Source organism: Brevibacterium sp. SMBL_HHYL_HB1 (assembly GCF_018208375.1).
Lineage (GTDB): Bacteria > Actinomycetota > Actinomycetes > Actinomycetales > Brevibacteriaceae > Brevibacterium > Brevibacterium intestinavium.
The window spans coordinates 1,675,057-1,695,447 of record NZ_CP062936.1 but is presented as its reverse complement, the minus strand read 5'-3'; the positions used below and the strand labels follow the sequence as shown (position 1 = coordinate 1,695,447).

The window sequence follows — 20,391 nt, the reverse complement described above, 5'->3', positions numbered from 1 at the left end:
TCCTGGCCGGGTACACTTAGGGATCGACTTCGTATCGGGTGTGAGCACTCGTTCACATTTCCGATCCTGTTCGCCTACTCAACATCAGTGAAACGGGCTGGACAGGCGAACTCTAACGCAGATTCCTGCTGTCCCGACAGTACGCTGCGAGCAATCGCTGCCCCCACTCCGGTGGCCATCTTGAATCCTCGCCCTGAGAAGCCAGTGGCCAAGTAGACGCCTTTCGACTCAGACACTTCACCAACCAGCGGTTTCATATCCTCGCTGAAGAGATCAGGATAGGCATCGGCGCGCACGATGCTGGGATACACGCTCGGGAAGAACTTTTCCACAGCAGCCAGAATCTGCAACCGCTCTTCTTCCGACAGCTCGCGCCGCAGCCCTGAGGGATTAGAAACTTCCTGATCCGGGATCACTCCTGAGATCTTGACCATGTCGCCATCGACCGTCGGAGTTCCGAACATGTGCGTGCCTTCCGAGTCACGGATGAAGACGGGAAACCGATCAGGCGTGAACTCGCTCGGGTTCCGTGCACTGCACCATGTCAGGATGATGCGTCCGGGGTACATGTGATCGGCAAAATGGCCGGGGAGGAGATCACGTGACCACGCCCCTGTGGCGATGATTGCCTTCTCCACCGTGTACTCGGTATTGGTTGTCGTGATGCGGACACCGGCGCGAATTGGAGTCAGAGCGGTCACCGATTCGCCCGTTCGAATGCGCGCACCATGTTGGCTTGCTCTTTCGGCTGCCGCCAGGACGGCAGTATTCGTCCGAATGAGCCCTCCGGCTGGATCGAACAGTCCGATATCAGAGTCCAGAGTCCCGTGCTGGGGGTAGCGACGCCGCAATGCGGTCGGGTCCAGAACCTCATGCTCTGCCCCTGCTTCTTGGACGCTCTTAAGCAAGGTGTCCATGTACTCTTTGTCCCGATCACCAATTGTGAGCGCGCCGCACGGGTGAAACACCGGTGATGCGGATGAGGCGTTGAGTTCGAGTAGTAACCGACGAGACTCAGTCAGCAAGGTGCTGAATTCGGCGCCTTCCTTATACGCAACACGAAAGAGCCGAGTATCTCCGCCGACTGCGCACCGATCGTTGGCGAGGTGGCTCTTTTCGATGCCGATGACATCGCCATTGGTCTGCTCTGCGAGTTGCCACAGAACTGCGCTTCCCACAGCTCCGAGTCCCACCACGGCAAACCGAGCATCGATCTGTGGTGTTTCAGCTGCGGACAACATACTGGTCAATCTTGGATTCATCGATGCTGACGCCGAGGCCAGGCTCCTCGCAGCCATGGACCAAGCCATCATCGTCGATCCAGATGGTCGAGGTGATGATTCCGCCGAGCTGCTGATAAGTCTCGAGGGTACGAGTCGGAGGCTCATACATCATTTCTAGATACTTGAGACCCGGAGTAGTCAGGCACAGCTGAAGACTGGCGGCCAACCCTAGCCCGCTCAAACCATGATGGGGAATGAAATGGCGATTCCACATCTCAGATGCTGCAGCGATCTTGCGCAGCTGTGACATTCCTTCAGACATCGCCGGATCAGGTTGAATGATGTCATAGGCACCGGCGTTGATAAGCACCTGGAACTCGTGCAACCCTCGGTTCTTCTCACCACCAGCGATGTGAATATCGCTGCATTCGCGCAGGCGCACCAAGTCTTCGACGTTGTAGCGCGGCAAGGGTTCTTCCAACCATAGGCATCCGCGGTCGTGAAGTTCGCGAGCGGTTTGGAGCGCTCGGTTGAGATCCCAACGTAGCGGATGGTCTTTGCGCGGCAGATTCGTCGCTTGATTGGCATCAATCATGAGACCAAGCTCAGGTGCCGCCGCATGCACCGCGTCATAAATTGCCAGGTCGTCTTTGAGGTCCTCGTTGCCGAAACGGAATTTGGCGAATTTGAAGCCCTGGTCGCGGTAGTGGCGGATGAGCTCAGCACGCTCATCGGGGTTACCGCGCGCTCCTGTACTGGCATAAGCCGGAACTGAGTCCCTCACCCGGCCCCAAATTTCGTGGATGGGCTTGTTCGTCAATTTTCCGATAATGTCCCACAGCGCCATATCAATGAACCAGCAAAATCCAGCATTGCGCAAGGTTTCGGCATGGTGCTCCACGTCGTACACAGACTCACCGAGCAGATACGGCTCCACGTAACGCTTTACTTCGCTGCTACGGAACTGATCGACTCCAGCGTAGCCGACAGTGCCGTCCTCTACCGTAACGGCTACCAGCGTGAACTCTCGGTCTTTGCGCACGACGCCCGGCTGCCAAGAGGGACGAAACGGCTCGGCATAAGGGATGAGTAGGTCCCATGAACGCATTTCAGTGATTTTCATATCTGGTCAATCGCTTCCTCAGTCATTCGACAACCCCCACCGGAGGCTTGAGTCAAGTGTAAAAAAACCTTCATGAAAGCGCAAGAGGAAGAAAAGCCTTCATTTTTATGCGAAGGTCGTGGCAGAATGATCACATGGAGGTCGAACGATCAGATGCAGTGCTGAGCAAGCAGGAACGCCGGCTGGTTGAATTCGCCGATCAGGATCCGTTGTTCTTCGCCACCAATTCGGCTGCCGCCATTGCAAAGGCCACATCGACGAGCGAGGCCACAGTCGCCCGGGCTGCCAAAAAGCTCGGGTTCAGCGGAACGAAAGAGATGAAGCTCGCTTATGCGCGCAAAGTCGAAACCACGCAGACGCTGAGCGGAATCACCCAAGCTCGACTGGAGGCACTGAATGTCAGTGCTGGCAATCATGGTGCCGACGCACCGTTCGACGCCGTTCTCTCCTCCGCGGTGACTCTGCTCCTCCGCTTGAAGGACATGCTTGATCCGTACGCACTCGCTGCTCTTTCAGGAGCGATTGCGGACGCCAAGCGAGTGCTCGTCTACGGTCTTGGAACCGCCTTTCACATCTCTCAATACCTGTGCCTTGAACTGCGGCGTTTAGGAATTCAAGCCTCAGAGTTGACAGGCTCTGGTCATACCAACGCCGATGCCGTCTACAGAGTGACGTCGGACGACATTCTCTTGGTACTGGCTCCACGTCGGATTTTCCCCGATGTGCAGAATTTCCTCTCTCACGCCGCCCCTCGGGCACTTGATACGACAGTAGTGACGCCTGATGACCTTCCCCGAAGTCTGGCAGATCTTCGCAAGATTGACCTGCCGCTCACTTTCGGCGAGGCAGCGTCAGAATCAGTCACGGCTTGGGCATTTTGCGATGTCCTCATCGCCGAACAAGTTCGAAGGAGACCTGAGGAAGCGTTGGGTGTGCGAACAACTATCCAAGAACTGCGAGAGAATCTCAGTCCCTGAACCGCTATCTCCGCCAACCGGATTCACCTCATCACAGCAAATGGGAGACACAATGGTCGAACGGCTACTTCTCATGCCCGGCAACGACACGGAACTCAATCATGCCCTCGAACAACAGGGTGCAGTCATCACTCAGGGAGCGTCCGATGCACACGGATTCATCCTCCACAGGGCACCGGCTCGACACCAGTTGGAGACGGCGTTGGAACAGAACCCAAAGGTGGCGTGGGTGCAACTGCCCTCTGCGGGTGTGGAGAAGTATCAGGGGCTGATCGAAGAACATCCGCACGTCGAATGGACCTCAGCCAAAGGCGCATACGCAAAGCCAGTGGGCGAACATGGCCTCGCACTGACACTGGCTGTACTTCGTCAGTTCAAGGACCGATCTCTTGCCACGAGCTGGGGTAGAAGGTCCGGTTCAACACTCAACGGACGCAGCTGCGTGGTCATCGGAGCTGGAGGTGTTGCAGCTGAATTGGTGCGTCTCTACAAGATGTTCGACACGCACGTCACCGTGGTACGACGCACCGCTGAGAACTTCAATGGTGCCGACGAGACGGTCACGTTTGACCAGTTGGATGAAGTTCTCCAGAGAGGTCAGGTCGTCGCCGTAGCTGCTGCGGCAACTCCGCTGACCAGATATATGATAGGGACAGCGCAACTTGAGCAGCTCCCTGCCGAAGCAGTCGTTGTCAACGTAGCACGAGGTTCGATCATCGATCACGGAGCGCTCCTCGATGCGTTGACTCATGGTCGAATCTTCGGCGCCGGTCTCGATGTCACTGACCCAGAGCCTTTACCAGAAGGTCACCCTTTGTGGTCGCTTCCGAACTGTCTCGTGACACCACACACAGCCGACACTCCAGAGATCATCCGCCCTCTTCTCAGAGAACGGATCGTTGAAAATTTCGTCCGCATCAAGCGCGGCGATACGCCAATCGGCCAGGTAGACATTCATCACGGGTACTGAGCAGACAGGGAGAGACCAAGACGAATTCTTCACGGGGTCCAATGCGACCACCTGAATCGCCGCGGGAATAATGGAGACAGTGAAGCCACGGAAAGGACTTCCCTGTCATGCCCAACCAACGTAAATACCCCATCGAGCTCCGCGAGCGAGCGACCCGCATGGTCCTCGACGCACTCGAAGCCGATCGCAGCTCACGGCGGGGCCTCTTCCGCCGGGTTGGCGACCAACTCGGCGTCAACCCCGAAACACTGCGCTCCTGGGCCAACCAAGCACAGACCGACGCCGGCGACCGGCCAGGCACGACCACAGCCGAAGCCGAGCGCATCAAGGACCTCGGAAAGGAAGGCCGCGAGCTGCGCCGAGCCAATCAAATCCTGAAGTCGACTTTTTCGCCGCGGAGCTCGACCGCCCATCGAGGTGATCTGCTCGTACATCGACGAGCACAAAAACAAGTTCGGAGTCGAGGGGACTGATGCAAAGAAGGGTGACAGCGTGAGTGTCATGCTGCGAGAGCAGCTTGGCTCTATGATTGCTTCGTACTCTACTGGTGTCAATCGACCCAACCGGGCTTGTCGGCGACGTCGGTGATACGTCCGCTCAATCCACGTCACGATCGCGATTCTCAGCTGGTCGCGAGTGGTCCACCTGCGACGGTCGAGAACGTTCTTCTGCAATAGAGCGAAGAACGATTCCATGGCCGCGTTATCGCCGGCCGCGCCGATCCTGCCCATCGATCCGACCAGGCCGTGGCGGGCCAGAGCACGGGTGAACTTCTTCGACCGGAATTGGCTTCCGCGATCGCTGTGCGTCACGCATCCAGCCACGTCACCGCGCCTGGTCGCAGCCATCTCGAGGGCATCAACAGCCAACCGAGCCTTCATTCGGGCCCCGATGGAGTAGCCGACGATGCGCGAGGAGTAGGCGTCCTTGACCGCGCAGAGGTACAGCTTGCCCTCATTCGTATGGTGCTCTGAAATGTCGGTCAACCACAGCTGATTCGGTCCATCGGCTCGGAACTCGTGACGGGTGCGCCCATCGGCATCGACAACCACGCACAGGTCGTCGTGGACGGCCGGTCCCGGCCGCTTGCCGTTCTTGGCTCGGGCCTTTCCGAAGACCGAGAACCACGAGTTGGCCGAGCACAGCCGCCACGCGGTGCGAACCGCCATCGGTTCGCCGGCAGCCTCGGCCTCATCGGCCAGGTACCGGTACCCGAACTCCGGGTCATCGGCATGGGCATCGAACAAGGCGTTGGCCCGATACGCCTCATTCACCTCAGCTTCAGGGACAGGCGCTGCCAGCCATCGGTAGTAGGGCTGGCGTGAGAGCTTCAAGACCCGGCACGACACCGCGACGGGGATCCCGTCGGCGGCGAGCTCTCTCACGAGCGGGTAGAGCACAATTGATCAGCAGGGTTCGCCTGTGACAGATAGGCGGCCGCGCGGCGCAGGACCTCGTTCTCCTGCTCAAGCAGACGATTGCGCCGACGCATCTCTCGTAGTTCGGCGGACTCGTCGCTGGTGTTGCCGGGTTTGTTGCCGGCATCGATGTCTGCTTGGCGGATCCATTTGTTGATGGTGCCTTCGTGGACTCCGAAGTCCTTGGCGATCTGTCCGATCGTTGTCTTAGAATCCCTGGTCTGGACGACGCGGATGACGTCGTCGCGGAATTCTTTCGGGTAGGGCTGTGGCATGGTGTCCATCCTTCCAGACTTGCTTTCAAACAAGCCAGACTAGATGTCACCTAACCCTGCATCAGTCCCTTACGCCCCGTAACGCTTCCGAGAAGGTTGAGCATTGCTGGTCGCTCATAGTAGGCGTTAGCGAGGCTGTCGTCGTTCTCTGCTGAGTAGGCGGCGGCGAAGGCGTCGTAATTGTTCATTCGCCGCGGATGTGATGCCTTTGCCGTTGAGTCAGTGGATTGATTCGTCATAGGTTCGTCGATCCTTTCGGGTTTCGCCTGCGCGCCTGAGACAGCTCAGGTAGCGACCCCGAACCGCAAAATTCCCGTAACCAATGTATCCGAGTCTCTGTACAAAGTAGAAGGCATCTCTACATGGGACGCGGAAGCACAACGGTGTAGATGGGACGTCGCGGAAACGATCGTTTACGAACGCACTATTCAGGTGCTTCCTTGAACTCGGCCGTTCTGCTGGATTCGCTCAATCAGGGGTGCCCTGCACAGTGAGCTGCCGTTCGCGTTCCAACTCTGCTCGCAGCGCCTTGCTCCGGAAACAGGCCTGGGCGACCCCACCAATCAATGCGATTGCGCCCGCAATGAGGGCGATCACTACACCGGTTCCCATAGCGGAATCGATCTGGCCCCACAGGTGATTGAACGCGCCGACAACTTCGCTTGGTGGGTCGTTCTCATACTTCTCGTCCATCTCGGCCGCTGCGATCGCCCCCCGTCATTTGCATGCTGTACGCAGCAATCGCTAGCGGCGCGCCAATGCCGATGATCGCGAGGCCAATGAGGGAGATCGCTCGGGAAATTCCTTCGAACCGTGTCGCCCGGATTAGCTGGTCTTCCAGCCTCTTTACGCTGTCTAAGACGTCCTCTGCTGCCATCGTTCCTCCTGATTTGATATGTCTGTTCACAGACCTAGAGTCTCATTGCGGCAAGTAGTAAGTCATCAATGATGGGTCTCTCCTGCTGATCATCCCTTCAGATCCGCGCTGATTTGGTTCGTAACGCGCGTGCCCCTCCTGGCCGTTAGAGTGGATTACAGGGAGCAACTGGCCCCTTGAACTGATCGATGTTGATTGGAGACAGAGCGATGACCGCAGAGATGAAACACGTTCAAGTCCTTCACCCTCGAGGTATCGAAATGGTGCACAAGGTCGCTGGCCGGAACATTATCGGCTTCGACGGCAATGTTGATTGGATTCGGGACTATAACGACCGCCAACAGCACAAGTTGGATCGACTGTTCGACGGAGTGAGTGAGCCACCACAGGCGAGTACGGTTCTCGCCCTGACTGATACCAGTAATTCGGAACTTTACGGTGCCGCCATCGTCGAGACTCCATACTTTGACGAGCTGGTGAACGAGAACGAAGAGCAGGCGCGGATTATGGCTTCCTTCCACAGGGTACTGGCAGGGATGTTTGTGGCTGAGGAATTCCGGGGGCAGGGGCTGGGCCGAGACCTCTTAGATTGGGCCGCCAACCACTCATTTCAGCAACGGGCGCGTTATCTCGACGGGTTCGTCGATGAACGCACGGGGTCTGCGGACTTCTACCGCCGATTCGGAGCTGTGGTGACTGAACGGAACCAGGGCCTTCCTGTCCGTAGCCCAGCGAATGTGCCGCTGAACCATGTCAAAGAAGTCAACGGGCACTGGTTCTATATCGACACATGGCCGATGTTTGAGGATTTGATGCGTTGCTCCAGGTGTGAGGAGCCTCTGCACTTTGTGGCTGAAGAGGGTGGACGATTGGTATGTGACGTGTGCGGAGATCCGAAAGATCTTGTGGATCAGTGACTCGGACTAGGGCGTGTCTCCTTTATCGGCGTAGCCATGTCACGATCGCGCTGATCACGACAGCCGCTCGATACGTGATCGCGAGCTTGTCGTAGCGCGTTGCTAATCCTCGCCATTGCTTGACGTAGGCAAACGAGCGTTCCACGACGTTGCGGTTCCGATAGGCACCAGCATCGAACGTCGGCGGCCGCCCACCTCTACTCCCGCGTCTCTTTCGGCTCGCGACCTGGTCTTTCTTCTCCGGAATCACTGCCCGAATGCCACGCGAACGCAAGTACTCGCGATTCGCCCGGGACCCATAAGCACGATCAGCCAGAACGGCATCCGGACGCGTACGCTCACGACCGCCACCAGCCCGGGGCACTCGAATGTCGGCAAGCACCTGCGGCAGAATCACCCCGTCGTGACGTTGCCCGCCGGTGACCACCACAGCCAGGGGCCGGCCATTGCCGTCGACGGCATGATGGATCTTCGTCGTCAGCCCACCACGCGAGCGACCGATGCCATGCCCTGCCGGCTCACACTCCTGATCGGGCAGATTCTTGTAATTCGACGTAGCCCCCTGTGTCCTGGTCAGGGCGCGTCGTGTTCGTTGCATGCTGGTGGGCACGATTGATGGTGCCATCGACGGAGACGTTCCAGTCGATGTCACCGGCAGCGTCAGCATCGGATAGTACGTGAGCCAGCACCCGGTCCCAGGTGCCGTCGGCGGCGTAGCGGCGGTGACGTTTCCATACCGTCTGCCACGGTCCGAAGTGCTCACGGGGCAGATCGCGCCAGGCGATGCCGGCACGGTAGCGGTAGACGATTCCCTCGACGATTCGACGGTTGTTCTCAAACGGTCGGGCTCTTTTGCCGACATTCGAGGGCAACAGTGGTTCAATCTTCTCCCACTGCTCATCAGTGAAGACTTGATGTCGTTGCTTCGTAGTCACAACACCACCGTGTCAGTGCTGGAATGGTCAATAAAGGAGACACGCCCTAGGCCCGGAAGGCGTTCAGCAGCGACTTCGAGACGCCGATGGTCTTGTGCGAGGAGTCTTCCGCCGCCTGGGAACTGCCTTCCGGGATCGAGGTGCGCCGGAGGGACGCCTGCCCGCCCGTCCGGTCCAGGCCGACGATCCTGCCGGAGGCGATCTCGTTGCGGATGGTCCCCGGCGTCCCATCGGCCTTCCTCGGCAGCCACACCAGTTCGCGATCGAGCTCGCGCTCGACGGCGGCTCGACGGTTCTTCGGCACCCGCTCGATGTCGAAGTCACGCAGGCGCGGCTCGGGCCTGCGGATCGGCGACTGCAGGGGCGCGGGCGGGTAGGCGGCCAGCTCCTCATCGGTGAAGGTCATCGGCTCGCGTGGCCTACCGGTGCGCTTGGACTCGCGCACGCGCTCCATCTCGCGGCTCATCAGCACGTCATTGGGCATGAGGTACGCCTCTTCGCGTCCCTCGCGGACGACGGTGACCACGCGGTCGGACTCATGGCCGAAGCGCACCGTGTGCGGCAGGTGCGGATGGTTGGCCGCCAGTGGCAGATTCGCCGCCGATGGCACCGCCAGGCAGGCGGGCTCTCCGGACGGGGAGGCGGGGGCTGTCTGCTCATCCTCCATGTCGCCGAAGCCGACTTCCGCCTCGGCCGCCGCGTGCGCCCTGCGTGCGAAGCGCCCATCCCCGCCACGGCAGTGCTTCGACTCGTCGAATGCGACGCTCATCCGGCCTTCGCCTCATTCGACTGGGCGAATGCGGCCTTGACGCGCACGAGCATGTCCGGCCTCAGACCAGACCACGGGGCCATGCCGGGAACGAAGACGACCGGCAGCTGGGCGAAGCCACCAGCCCGCAGCTCTTCGACGATCTCGGGGCGGTCGGCCACGTCGATCTCGCGGTAGTCCAGTCCGCTGTCGTCGAGGATCATCTTCGTCCGACGGCAGGCGGGGCAGGCAGGTCCGGTGTAGATGGTGATGGGCTCCACGAGCATCCTTCCACAAGAGGTGTCAGCCTCCTGCGGATACCAGCAGGAGGGGTCTACCCTTCATGTGGGCGGCAAGGTGCCGCCAGCGGCAAACAGATGCCCGAGGATCGAACTCAGGGCAGCTGCTGGCGGACCACCTCCAGCGAGCGGTCGGCGAAGACGTGGCGCAGGGCCTCGACGGCATCACGCACGCTCGGCAGGGTCATCAGCTGATCGAAGCCGACCGTCTCATCAGCGGCGAACTCCGGGTTGTCCACCGATGCCAGGGTGCGGGCGAACTCAGCGACCAGACTCTCGGCCTCAATGGTGAAGACGGCGCGAGCCAGGAGGTCGCGCTCGAACTCGGGATCGGTGAGCACATCGGCCAGACCCTCGATGCTCGTGGTCTCGGCGACCCTTCCCGCCTCCTGGACGATCCCGAGCGGGCTGTCCGCGATGAGGGTGAAGTCTTCACCGGCGGGGGTCGTGACGGTCCGCGAATAGGTGGTGGCTGTGGCGTCGGTGCCGGGCATGGTGTGTCTCCTCACTCAGGTGCGTGTACGCGCAGCCTGTCGGAGGCGCGAGCGTCAGCGCTCGAGAACGAACCTCCAGTCACCGCCGACAGCCTGCAGGCGGGGCATGAGCGTGCGCCGGAACATGCCCCACGCCTCGAAGTCCTCATCGCCCTCAGCCAGACCGGCGGCTGTGAGCTCTCGGCGCTTGCGCACAGGCACCTCGTTCATGGACAGCAGCAGGCAGCGACGAGAGCCGCCATCAGCGCGGTTCATGCTCACGACCGCATCCCCGGTCGAGCCGGAACCGGCGAAGAGGTCCACGATGAGGGGGTCCTCCGTCGGGCAGACGATGTGATTCGTCCTTGGTTTGATGGAGGGTGTGCGGTTACCCAAGAAAGGACTACCCTCAACTCATCATGCCTACCTCGAAATATCCACCAGAAGTACGTGAGAGAGCCACTCGACTGGCTCTCGAGGCCCGCGCCGACCCAGAGACTCGAAACGGTGCCATCGCCCGCATTGCCGAGCAGACCGATGTGAACAAGGAAGCCCTGCGCAACTGGGTCAAGAAAGCCGAAGCAGCCAACCTGCCCGTCGAGACCGAGGACGTCCAGGCACGGATCCGGCGGCTGGAGAAGGAGAACCGGGAGCTGCGGAAGTCCAACGACATCCTCCGATCAGCGACCGCGTTTTTCGGCAAGGCGGAGTTCGACCGCCTACAGAAGTAATCGTCGCCTTCATCGACGAGAACAAGCACAGGTGGGGAATCGAACCGATCTGTCAGGTCCTGCGCCAGGACCTGGGCCTGAGCATCGCCCCATCAACGTACTATGCCTTCAAGACCCGTCCGGTCAGCGCTCGAGCCCAGCGAGATGCGGTGCTCAAAGAAAGGATCATGGCTATCCACACTCACCGCCGCAACAAGGTCTACGGCATCCGCAAGATCCACGCCGAACTCACAAGGACCTACGGCCCCGTGGCCCGGTGCACGGTCGAGAGATTGTGCAATGAGTTGGGCATCCGGGGTGTTGTGAGAGGGAAGTTCCCGCGGACGACGAAGCCCGGTCCCGAGACGAAACGACCGGCTGACCTCGTCAAACGTAACTTCACCGCTGCGGAGCCGAACCGTCTCTGGGTCGCGGATCTGACCTACGTTCCCACTGAGGCCGGCTTCGTTTACGTCGCGTTCGTCCTCGACGTATTCTCTCGAATGATCATCGGCTGGCAGACCTCGACGCGAATGTATACCGATCTGGCTCTCGATGCTTTGAATATGGGCATATGGGGCCGTAAACGTGCAGGTCACGACGTTGTAGGGCTGACCCACCACTCGGACAGAGGGGTGCAGTATCGGGCTCTGCGCTACACCCAGGCACTGGCTGAGGCCGAGGCAGTGGCGTCGGTGGGATCGATCGGCGATAGTTACGACAATGCCATGGCCGAAGCGCTGAACTCGTTATACAAATACGAACTCGTCTTCACCGACGGCCCCTGGTCCGGTCGCAACGATCTCGAGGCCGCGACGGCTGAGTGGGTGCATTGGTTCAACACCGAACGGTTGCATTCGATGCTTGACTATCAGACTCCCGCCGAGATCGAAGCAGCCCACTACACGAGCCTGCAGACTTCGGCGGCCTAATAACTGAACGAACGTTCAGCCTCCAGAAAACCCGGGACTTGACAATGGAGAACCACTCGGCGAGCACCCGGTGGTCTTTCGGTGTGCCGACCTCACGATGACCGACCAGCTCGGCGACGTGCTTCGATGCCGACTGCCGGAAGGACACGATGACCGGATCGGGAGCCTGCACCACGCCCTCATCGAGATAGCGCACGTACTGCGGGGTCGTCGTGTGATCGGCACCGAAGCGCAGACGACCCTCCTTCTGCCAGGCGCGCAGCGTGTCCGGGGGACCGGCCCAGCCGTTGACCGGCATCCGGCAGGGCCGTCCGGTGGTCGGATGGAGGATGTCATAGCGGTTCGGGTTGGCCGGATTCCTGCTGCCGGGATCCGATGTGCGGTAGACGCGCCCCGAATCGTCGATGCGCAGGTAGAAGCGCAGCCCGGCAGGCAGATCACCGCGATTCTTCGACCACCACGCCGACAGCGCCCGCGAGGCGGCCAGATGATCGGGCGCGTGCCTGTCCCAGGCATCTGCGCCTGCCGCCAGCAGCGCGCGCACGCCGGGCCTGGGCACCCGCCAGGTGTGGCCGGTGGCCTCATAGGCCCGCCTGTCGCGGGCGTAGACGAGCAGATAGTCCACCCCGGAGGTGAACCGGCCCGCATTGCGTCCGCCGCTGGACCAGATGAGCGTGGCCAGCCGGTTCTTCACCCCGAACATCTCGTCGAGCATCAGGCGCAGACGCGGGTGCTCAGCCTCTCCGATGGAGACCATGAGGACACCCGTGGGGGCCAGGAGCGCGCGAGACGCGGCCAGCCGGGGCCGCATGAACGCCTCCCAGCCGCTGCCGAAGGCATCTCGGTACGTCCGGTCGTAGGAGCCGGTGTTGTAGGGCGGGTCGAGGTAGACGATGCCCGCCTGCGACTCGATGCCGTCGAGCCTCTCCAGGGAGGTGAGGTTGTCGCCTTCGAGTGCGAGCAGGTCGGCACCTGCCGGTTCTCCGTCGAGCAGGATGTCGGTCATGGATGCCTGTGTGGTGCTCGTACCTGTGGCAGCCGCCCACATCGTGAGTATGAGCAGCGCGCAGAAGATCACCCGCAAGGGCCAGGTGGGGCAGGCGGGCAACCCCGGACAGTTCGCGGCCAAGGCCCACGCCGAGGCCGACGGGGAAGTGTCCTTCCTCGAAGACACGGAAGGCTTCGCCCCGGTTGAAGGGCGCGGTCGCCCCGTGCCCGGCCCCGCGAACCCGTTCGTCATCCCGACTGACTACACCCGCGCCCAGTGGTACGCCGCCAGGCAGGAAGTCCATAGCGCGGGTCTTGAAGTGGAGAGGGCACGGGAGGCCCTCCAGGAGCTGCCGCTGGCGTCGAGCCAGGCTGCTGAGTATCGCCGCCGCATCAAGCGGGCCGAAGAGCGCGCCGCTCGCGCCCGCTACCAATGCCAGGAAGCCCTTGTCCGCCACGCCGCCAGCGGGGATGAGGGTTGGGATGAAGCGCAGGCGGAGCTCGCAGCTGGACGGGCCAATGCCGAGTACGGGCAGGAGTTCGGCTCGAACATCTCCCCGGTGGCTTTCGAGAACTCAGCAATGGGAGTGCGCAAGGGCTATGAGCAGCTGCGCGGCGAGCGCGTGGGCCGCGACTGCGAGCGCATCACCGCCGCCGAGGCCCGCCGTCGCCTGCCGGTCGGAGCCGAAGTCACCCGCCGCATCGCCATCGGACCCCGCACCGGGTGCGAGACCGAGAACATGCGCGTGATCAAGCAGACACCGCATGAGCAGACCCTCGAGCACAGACCGGCAGACGGCGGCCTTCCCGCCCACTCGAAACTCGGCTGGGGCGGCAGCCGTGCCTACACCGACGACGGCGGGCGCATCATCGTCTGCAATGAGAACGACGTGCCGCTCGTCGTCTACGAGCGCACCGACGTGCCCGCCGATCAGAACGCGCGGAAGGACGGCTGAGACGATGACGAGGATCACCCGCAAGGGTCAGGTGGGGCAGGCGGGCAACCCTGGCCAGTTCGCGGCCAAGGCCCACGCCGTGGCTGACGGGGAGGTGGCCTTCCTCGAAGACGCCGAGAGCTTCGCGCCGATGCGTCAGACACAGGAGCCGACGGATGCTCCCTCCCGTCAGCGCGACGACGGCCCCGTCCTGCTGCCCGATGACGGGATCGACCCGTATGCGGGCGGCAGCGGCGTCGAAGTCACCGATGAGCGCCACCCCCAGTGGCCGCAGCTGCGCCGCGTGCGAGCCTCACGCGACATCCCCGAGCACGGCGTGCGCGCAGGTGACCTCGGCGGCTGGGTGGAGCACCCCGAGAACCTGGACACCAGCCGGGCCGCGTGGGTCGCCGAAGGCGCTCAGGTGCGCGGGCAGGCGCGCGTGAGCGACAGCGCCTACGTGGGAGGTCGGGCCATCGTCGGCGGACTCGCTCGCATCAGGGATGATGCTCGCGTCACCGACGACGCCCGCGTGTTCGACACGACGGTGGTCGAAGGGTCCGGCAGCGTGACCGGGGCCGGACGCCTCTCCCACTCGGCCAGGGTCTCCGGGGCCGCGCGTGTGTCCGGCACCGCCAGCCTCTGCGATGATGCCGTCGCCCGCGATGAGGCCCGGATCGAGGACCGTGCGCATGTCGGCGGCAATGCGACCGTCTCAGGGCGCGCCCTCGTTGCCGACTCGGCCCGCCTCAGCGGTCCCGGCTGCGAGGTCACCGACGACGCCGAGGTCACAGATCACGCGATCATCAGCGGCGAGGCGAAGATCTCCGGCGGGGCGTGGGTCCACGGAGGGGCGACGGTCGGGGACGAAGCGCGCGTGTCCGACCGCGCGGTCGTCGCCGGGCACGCGCGAATCCAGGGGCGCTCCCAGGTGATCGAGAGCGCCCAGGTCTCCGGGGCCACCCGACTCGACGGCGATGCCGTGATCCGGGGCAGGGCCGGGGTCAGTGGCGATCTGCGCATCGGTGATGAGGTCATCATCGAAGGCCCCGGCACCACCGTCCTCGGACGCGGGGTGCTCAGCGGGAAGAGGCGCATCTCGCGCGGCGTCCATGCCCTCGACAGCGACCCCTACGAGACGAACACACGGAAGGACGGCTGAGACGATGACGAAGATCACCCGCAAGGGTCAAGTGGGGCAGGCGGGCAACCCCGGACAGTTCGCGGCCAAGGCCCACACCGTGGCCGATGATGAGGTGTCCTTCCTCGAAGACACCGAGAGCTTCGCCTCGCCAGACCCCGAGCCGGAGGATCAGGTGCAGGCAGGGGCCGATGCCGACCGGATCGCCTATCGGGCGGGAATCACGGTCCTCGGCGACCGCGAGAAGACCCTGCCGAAGCTCCAGCCGGGAGCCCTGGCCTACGTGAAGCTCGATGACACCAGCAGCCACCGTGCATGGGTCATGCGCGGCTCTGGCGGGGTCGCCGTGCTCGAAGACGGCAACGCAGGCGGTCTGCGCTCATGGGTGCGCGATGACTCGGCACCGCGAGCCGAGTCCGGCACCGGGCGGGCGGCAGCCGAGATCGCCCTCGGCGGCCCGGTGCGCGAGGCACCCGGCACGAACACGGGGGATTCGACGCTGAGCGAGGACACTCCCGGCGATCCGACGAGGGCGCGCGAGCACATCCAGACGTGGGCACCGGCATCCATCGGCGACGTGTCCGGTGCGGGCGAGATGGAAACGCTCGAAGAGCGCATGGCAGGCCCCTACGCGCCCAGCGACCGCGACACCCGCGAGCTCGCAGTGACGTGGTGGCACCGGAGGGAGGAGGACCGCGCGCTGGCGAGTCGCCATGAGCCGATGGGCGAGGCTGAGCGCACTCGAGTGCTCACTGCAGCTCAGCGCGCCGCCGATGAAGGTGACTACGGCACCGCCGATGAGCACTTCGACCTCATCGACCTCGACAACCGCGTCCGGGCCGGGCGGCAGGCACCCGCGCTCACCCCCGCATGGCACCACGACGAGCGCACCCATGAGGCCCGCAAGGCTGTCGGGGCCGCCCGCGCCGATCAGATCATCGGCTACACGACCCGCACAGACGAGCAGGGGCGCACCCGCACCGACGACATCTACCTCGCCGATGGCGAGAACCGGCAGATCACGGTCGTCAGCGTCGAGGATGCGCACGACCTGCCGGGCGTGGTCACGAAGCGACGGGACAGGCGGTGACAGCCGATGCGCGCAGCAGTGCGGCTGCCGCGCTGACCGAACGCCTGCGCGCAGATGCGGGGCTGGTGGGCGACGATCACTGCCGCCGAGCTGCGTGCAGATCACGGCATCGACCTCGACGCCGAGCAGATCGCTCACGCCCGCCGTGTCATCCACAATGCGGACGCTGGTGGGGACAGCGACGTGGATAACTCTGTGGATTCTGTGCTGGACGGGCAGACGGACGAAGCCCTGGCCAGCCTCGCGCACAGCCTCGGTGCCGCATTGTTCTGAGGCCGGTGCGCGGGAGAGTCCGAGCCCCTGTGCCTATGCATGAGCACTGCCGACACCGCCCCCGCCGTCATCCATGCCGAAGCACTGGAGCACCTGCGCACGTTGCCGTCCGAGAGCATCGACGCGATCATCACCGACCCGCCCTACGGGCTCTCAGCCACCAGCCCCGCCCAGGTCATCGAAACGCTGGCGGCGTGGGCCGGTGGTGACCGCGAGCACATGCCCGCCGGGCGCGGGTTCATGTCGCTGCCGTGGGACGCCTTCGTCCCGCCACCGGCGCTGTGGGACGAGTGCTTTCGCATCCTCAAGCCCGGCGGCCATCTGGCCGCCTTCGCAGGCTCGCGCACCTACGACCTCATGGGCATGTCGGTCCGCCTGGCCGGATTCGAGATCCGCGACGGGCTCGCGTGGCTCTACGGCTCCGGGATGCCGCACAGGCAGGATGTCGCCAAGGCCGTCGAAGCGCAGGTGACGCTGGGCGGATCGTCTTCCGCCTCGCTGAAAGCCACCGAGCAGTCCGGCGACGGCGAGGAGTACACGCTGACGCACCAGGTCAACGACATCATGGCGGAGAAGACAGCGACAACGACGCGGAGGCACTGGCGGCCCACCGCTGAGGACGCCCAGCGCTGGCAGGGGTGGACGACCGGACTCAAGCCTGCCCATGAGCCCATCGTGCTCGCCCGCAAGCCGCTGGCGGAGACCTCCGTGGCCCGCAACGTCCTCGCCCACTCCACGGGAGCGCTCAACACCGACGCCTGCCGCGTGGCGCACCGCTCGGCGGCCGACCTCGAAGAATCCTCGGTGAAGAACCGTCACGCCCACTACGGCACGACGCCCGGAGGCAATCATGTCTACGGCGACTACTCGACGGTGCCGAAGAAGGACTACGACGGCAGCCGTGGCCGCCACCCGGCCAACGTCGTCCTCACTCACGCCGCCGATTGCCAGCACGGGGCAGACGGGCAGGTCTGCGCACCCGCGTGCCCGGTCGGCGGCCTCGATGACGGTGCGCCCACGCCCGAGAGAGGCCCATCGCGCTTCTTCACCGCCACCGAAGCTCCGTACCTCTACCATCCGAAGGCTCGCGCCTCTGAACGCCCGAGGGTCCAGGGCGAGGACGGATCGACCATTCGGCACATGAGCGTGAAGCCGCTGGGTGTCATGCGATGGCTCGTCCGCCTGCTGACCCCGCCGGGAGGCACCGTCCTCGACCCGTTCGCAGGCTCCGGAACCACCCTCGAAGCCGCGCAGATGGAAGGGTTCGCCAGCCTGGGCATCGAGCGCGAGGCGGACTACATTGATCTCATACACCGCCGACTCCGCTCAGCCGCCGCACCGGCATAGCGGCGCGGCGGGGTGGGGTGAGCCTCCTCCGACAGTTCGGCCAGTCGCCGTCGGACATGCCGATGGCATCACGGAGAAGGAGTCTCATCCCATGCCCACCACCACCGGCCCCCGCATGATGACGCTGCTGCGCAGCCTGTCCGCCTTCGCGCTCGGCGGCGCACTCGTCCTCGGCAGCGGGATCGCACAGCCCGCCCAGGCGCACACGAGCGCGACGGCCCAGACTCAGGCGCAGGCGGCCCTGACCGGCTCATCTCAGGCGAGCGTGAAGCTCGGTGGCAGTGGCTCGTCCAAGCCGAAGAAGAAGAAGGTCACGTACTGCACCGGCATCGAGAAGAAGAAGGGCGTGACCGCCTCGAAGGTCATCGAGGTCCGACAGAAGACGAAGACGACCGCGAACATCTACCTGTGCAAGAAGTCCGGCAAGCGCTACGTGCGCGACGGCGGTGCTTATGCGGGCAAGCTCGGCTACAACGGCGTCACCTCGAAGAAGCGCGAGGGCGACGGGAAGACCCCCACCGGCGTGTACTGGCTGCGCGACGGGTTCGGCACCTCGAAGAACCCCGGTCTGGGCAAGAAGTGGACGAAGGTCACCCGCGACCATGTGTGGGTCGATGGCAAGGCGTCCAAGGCCAAGGGCTACAACACCATGAAGCGGAAGTCGAAGGGCTACCGGGGTGAGGCCCTCTACCAGCCGAAGCCGTACAAGTACTCGCAGGTCATCGGCTACAACGAGGCGCGGAAGGCGGGCAAGGGTTCGGCGATCTTCCTGCACGCGAACACGAAGTCGATGAAGACCGCCGGGTGCGTGTCCATGTACGAGAAGAGCCTCGTCAAGGCCATGAAGTGGCAGGGGAAGACGAAGACGCAGATCGTCATCCACTGATCCTCACACTGAGCGAATGCGCCGGGTCTGCCCATCCGCAGGCCCGGCGCATTCGCGCTCTCCGGCACCGGCCTCCGACAGGTCATCTGACAGCATCGAGACCCGCACGCACCGGAGGATCATCATGGTCAGCACCCTCGCGCAGACCTGGGCCGACGATTACGCCGCAGCAGATGAGACCACTTTCACCGACACCGGCTTCAACGACGTGACCTTCGCGGACCTCGCAGTCACTGACCCCACCACCCGATAAGGAGACGCCCATGCCCACCATCGACACCCGCACCGAAGCAGAGCAGTACGTCATCGACGCGATCGAGGCCGGTGATGCCACTCGCCACGAGTTCGACATCCACGCGATCACCGACCACCTCTACGACCTCGCAGGCGGCACCTGGGACATCCAGCACATCGAGCACGAACACTTCTGGAGGGCCGTCGAGGCGGGCGCGCGGTGAGTGCCGACGCCGGGCGGATCGACGCGGGAGTCTTCGCACTCGCGTGCGCGCACGCGGGTCTGAACCTCCGCCAGGTCGCCGACGCCTGCGGCCTGTCGAGGGCCGCCGTGCAGCACTGGACGATCCGGGGCGTGTCTGCACCGCGAGCCGGGCAGGTCATCGACCTCCTCGGCGAGAACGCGCTGAGGAAGGCGCGCGCAGACGCGGCGGCTGGTGTCGGACGGAAGGATCTGCGCATCGATGCGGGCGTCTTCGAGATCGCCCGCACCCGAGCCGGAATGTCCCGCTCCCAGGTCGCCGAGGCGCTGGGCGTCGCGCCCGGCACGGTCAAGAGCTGGGCCACTCACGGCGTGGCCGTCTCCCGCATCGAAGAGGTGATCGGCCTCCTCGGCACAGACACCCTCGCCCGCGCCCGCGAGGACGAGGCTGCCGGGAGGACGCCCGATGACCTCGCCATCGAAGGCCATGTCTTCGCCGCTGCCCGCGAACGCGCCGAGAAGTCGCTCCAGCAGCTGGCCGACGCACTCGAGACCGCCACCTCGACGATCCACAACTGGTCCATTCGCGGGGTGCCGCCGCTGCGGGCCGGGCAGGTGCGCACGCTGCTGGGGGAGGAGGCTGTGCGCCTGATCGAGAACACCATCGCCGAGCGCACGGAGGGCACCGGTCGCCGCATCGACGGCGCTGTGCTCGGAAGCGTTCTCACGCACGCCGGGATGAGGCCGCAGGCGCTGGCGGAGGCTCTGGGGGTGCCCGAGCACTTCGTCGGCAGCTGGCTCAGGCGCGGTGTGCCCATGTCCAGGGACTCGATGGTGCGCGGGTTCTTCGGTGAGACGGCCCTGCGGCAGGCGGCAGCAGACGTGCCTGCACATGCCTGCTGAGCGGCACCTGATGTCCGAACAGCGAAGAGCCCCGCAGACGCACGCCTGCGGGGCTCTCGCGTGTCGCCGGTGCGCTAGAAGATCGCGCTGTAGGCGATGGTGGCGATGAAGATGATGAGGACTGCGCCGCAGAAGATCGCGCCCCATCCTTCCAGCCAGTCATTGATGCTCTGTCGGTCGTCCTGGTCAACGTAGCGCTGACCGGATTCGACGATCCGCTCCCAGTGGCTCTGATCCTTCTTCGCGGCCATGCTCTCGCTCCTGTCTCGTTCCGACTGTGCACTGCACTGTCTGTCGGAGAACAGGGGAAGCCTGGCCGAGGATGGGCGCGCTGAGCGCTTCTGCGGGGTGGTTGTCGTGGGGGAGTGGGGGTCGGTTGCGCGGTGGTCGGGTGTGTTCTCACGTCGGTGTGAGGAGGGGTCGCGTCCGTGCGGTTTTCGGTGGGGTGGGGTTTACGCTCCAGCAGCGATACTGACTCGTACCTCGCAGGCTCGCAACTGGAGCGTAGCATGTGTG

The 20,391-nt window shown here is 63.6% G+C and carries 23 protein-coding genes, 2 pseudogenes and 1 other annotated feature; of the genes and pseudogenes, 14 read left to right on the top strand and 11 right to left on the bottom strand.

All coding sequences use genetic code 11. From position 1 onward, the window contains the following. Positions 1-74: 74 nt before the first annotated feature. Positions 75-1,241 carry an FAD-dependent oxidoreductase gene (locus tag IG171_RS07860; protein WP_212131136.1) on the bottom strand — a complete coding sequence of 389 codons (1,167 nt, stop codon included), beginning with the start codon at positions 1,239-1,241 and terminating at the stop codon, positions 75-77. Beyond that, a complete protein-coding gene (locus tag IG171_RS07855; protein WP_212131135.1) occupies positions 1,225-2,346 on the bottom strand; it encodes a mandelate racemase/muconate lactonizing enzyme family protein in 1,122 nt (373 codons plus the stop codon). Before IG171_RS07855 ends, IG171_RS07860 begins: the two co-directional genes overlap by 17 nt. A gap of 134 nt (positions 2,347-2,480) precedes the next feature. Here IG171_RS07855 and IG171_RS07850 point away from each other — a divergent pair, with 134 nt between their 5' ends. Both IG171_RS07850 and IG171_RS07845 read left to right on the top strand, forming a co-directional pair. Next, positions 2,481-3,323 (top strand): MurR/RpiR family transcriptional regulator, encoded by an 843-nt coding sequence (locus IG171_RS07850; protein WP_212131134.1) that lies wholly within the window; start codon positions 2,481-2,483, stop codon positions 3,321-3,323. Positions 3,324-3,375: 52 nt separating this feature from the next. Further along, positions 3,376-4,293, top strand: coding sequence for an NAD(P)-dependent oxidoreductase (locus tag IG171_RS07845; RefSeq protein ID WP_212131133.1), 918 nt, complete (start codon positions 3,376-3,378; stop codon positions 4,291-4,293). Between the two features lie 533 nt (positions 4,294-4,826). Here IG171_RS07845 and IG171_RS07835 read toward each other — a convergent pair. Both IG171_RS07835 and IG171_RS07830 read right to left on the bottom strand, forming a co-directional pair. Next, positions 4,827-5,986, bottom strand: a pseudogene (locus IG171_RS07835) (IS3 family transposase); the annotation flags it as partial. A 468-nt stretch (positions 5,987-6,454) separates the two neighbouring features. Beyond that, positions 6,455-6,679 (bottom strand): hypothetical protein, encoded by a 225-nt coding sequence (locus IG171_RS07830; protein ID WP_212131132.1) that lies wholly within the window; start codon positions 6,677-6,679, stop codon positions 6,455-6,457. A 393-nt stretch (positions 6,680-7,072) separates the two neighbouring features. On the opposite strand from IG171_RS07830, the gene IG171_RS07825 reads away from it, so the two are divergent. Next, on the top strand, positions 7,073-7,780 hold the full coding sequence (locus IG171_RS07825; RefSeq protein WP_212131131.1) for a GNAT family N-acetyltransferase: 708 nt from the start codon (positions 7,073-7,075) through the stop codon (positions 7,778-7,780). Positions 7,781-7,802: 22 nt separating this feature from the next. On the opposite strand, the pseudogene IG171_RS07820 reads toward IG171_RS07825, so the two are convergent. From IG171_RS07820 to IG171_RS07800, 5 genes and pseudogenes are all read right to left on the bottom strand, one after another. Next, positions 7,803-8,715: pseudogene (locus tag IG171_RS07820) on the bottom strand (IS5 family transposase). Between the two features lie 46 nt (positions 8,716-8,761). Further along, the gene (locus tag IG171_RS07815) at positions 8,762-9,484 is read right to left on the bottom strand and encodes a hypothetical protein (RefSeq protein WP_212131130.1); all 723 of its coding nucleotides are present in this window, start codon (positions 9,482-9,484) and stop codon (positions 8,762-8,764) included. Continuing rightward, on the bottom strand, positions 9,481-9,744 hold the full coding sequence (locus IG171_RS07810) for a glutaredoxin domain-containing protein (RefSeq protein ID WP_212131129.1): 264 nt from the start codon (positions 9,742-9,744) through the stop codon (positions 9,481-9,483). Before IG171_RS07810 ends, IG171_RS07815 begins: the two co-directional genes overlap by 4 nt. 113 nt (positions 9,745-9,857) lie before the next feature. Next, positions 9,858-10,256, bottom strand: a complete 399-nt coding sequence (locus tag IG171_RS07805; RefSeq protein ID WP_212131128.1) for a hypothetical protein — start codon at positions 10,254-10,256, stop codon at positions 9,858-9,860. A gap of 54 nt (positions 10,257-10,310) precedes the next feature. Beyond that, a complete protein-coding gene (locus IG171_RS07800; RefSeq protein WP_212131127.1) occupies positions 10,311-10,631 on the bottom strand; it encodes a hypothetical protein in 321 nt (106 codons plus the stop codon). Positions 10,632-10,654: 23 nt separating this feature from the next. Here IG171_RS07800 and IG171_RS07795 point away from each other — a divergent pair, with 23 nt between their 5' ends. Both IG171_RS07795 and IG171_RS07790 read left to right on the top strand, forming a co-directional pair. After that, positions 10,655-10,966 carry a transposase gene (locus IG171_RS07795; RefSeq protein ID WP_212127336.1) on the top strand — a complete coding sequence of 104 codons (312 nt, stop codon included), beginning with the start codon at positions 10,655-10,657 and terminating at the stop codon, positions 10,964-10,966. Continuing rightward, on the top strand, positions 10,915-11,877 hold the full coding sequence (locus tag IG171_RS07790; protein ID WP_349252154.1) for an IS3 family transposase: 963 nt from the start codon (positions 10,915-10,917) through the stop codon (positions 11,875-11,877). Before IG171_RS07795 ends, IG171_RS07790 begins: the two co-directional genes overlap by 52 nt. Further along, positions 10,924-11,056, top strand: a sequence feature (AL1L pseudoknot). Its footprint overlaps the gene before it by 133 nt. Here the strand turns inward: IG171_RS07790 and IG171_RS07785 are convergent. Continuing rightward, on the bottom strand, positions 11,783-12,883 hold the full coding sequence (locus IG171_RS07785; protein ID WP_212131126.1) for a DNA methyltransferase: 1,101 nt from the start codon (positions 12,881-12,883) through the stop codon (positions 11,783-11,785). The two genes, IG171_RS07790 and IG171_RS07785, sit on opposite strands and share 95 nt — an antisense overlap. Here IG171_RS07785 and IG171_RS07780 point away from each other — a divergent pair. The 9 genes from IG171_RS07780 to IG171_RS07745 all read left to right on the top strand — a co-directional run bounded on the left by IG171_RS07780 (position 12,882) and on the right by IG171_RS07745 (position 19,875). Then, the gene (locus tag IG171_RS07780; RefSeq protein ID WP_212131125.1) at positions 12,882-13,820 is read left to right on the top strand and encodes a hypothetical protein; all 939 of its coding nucleotides are present in this window, start codon (positions 12,882-12,884) and stop codon (positions 13,818-13,820) included. The genes IG171_RS07785 and IG171_RS07780 overlap by 2 nt on opposite strands. A 4-nt stretch (positions 13,821-13,824) precedes the next feature. Beyond that, entirely contained in the window at positions 13,825-14,961 is a 1,137-nt protein-coding gene (locus tag IG171_RS07775) for a hypothetical protein (protein WP_212131124.1), read from the top strand. Between the two features lie 4 nt (positions 14,962-14,965). Beyond that, a complete protein-coding gene (locus IG171_RS07770; RefSeq protein WP_212131123.1) occupies positions 14,966-16,030 on the top strand; it encodes a hypothetical protein in 1,065 nt (354 codons plus the stop codon). A gap of 54 nt (positions 16,031-16,084) precedes the next feature. Continuing rightward, positions 16,085-16,303: a hypothetical protein gene (locus IG171_RS07765; RefSeq protein WP_212131122.1), complete on the top strand. Its 219-nt coding sequence runs from the start codon at positions 16,085-16,087 to the stop codon at positions 16,301-16,303. Between the two features lie 39 nt (positions 16,304-16,342). Next, positions 16,343-17,650: a DNA methyltransferase gene (locus IG171_RS07760; RefSeq protein WP_212131121.1), complete on the top strand. Its 1,308-nt coding sequence runs from the start codon at positions 16,343-16,345 to the stop codon at positions 17,648-17,650. A 91-nt stretch (positions 17,651-17,741) separates the two neighbouring features. Further along, the gene (locus IG171_RS07755) at positions 17,742-18,536 is read left to right on the top strand and encodes a hypothetical protein (protein WP_212131120.1); all 795 of its coding nucleotides are present in this window, start codon (positions 17,742-17,744) and stop codon (positions 18,534-18,536) included. Between the two features lie 124 nt (positions 18,537-18,660). Further along, the gene (locus IG171_RS19250) at positions 18,661-18,789 is read left to right on the top strand and encodes a hypothetical protein (RefSeq protein ID WP_283091852.1); all 129 of its coding nucleotides are present in this window, start codon (positions 18,661-18,663) and stop codon (positions 18,787-18,789) included. Positions 18,790-18,799: 10 nt separating this feature from the next. Then, positions 18,800-18,994 carry a hypothetical protein gene (locus tag IG171_RS07750; RefSeq protein ID WP_212131119.1) on the top strand — a complete coding sequence of 65 codons (195 nt, stop codon included), beginning with the start codon at positions 18,800-18,802 and terminating at the stop codon, positions 18,992-18,994. Next, complete coding sequence (locus IG171_RS07745; RefSeq protein ID WP_212131118.1) at positions 18,991-19,875, top strand: hypothetical protein; 885 nt, start codon at positions 18,991-18,993, stop codon at positions 19,873-19,875. Before IG171_RS07750 ends, IG171_RS07745 begins: the two co-directional genes overlap by 4 nt. 74 nt (positions 19,876-19,949) lie before the next feature. Here IG171_RS07745 and IG171_RS07740 read toward each other — a convergent pair whose 3' ends face one another. Continuing rightward, the gene (locus tag IG171_RS07740; protein WP_212131117.1) at positions 19,950-20,126 is read right to left on the bottom strand and encodes a hypothetical protein; all 177 of its coding nucleotides are present in this window, start codon (positions 20,124-20,126) and stop codon (positions 19,950-19,952) included. Between the last annotated feature and the right edge of the window lie 265 nt (positions 20,127-20,391).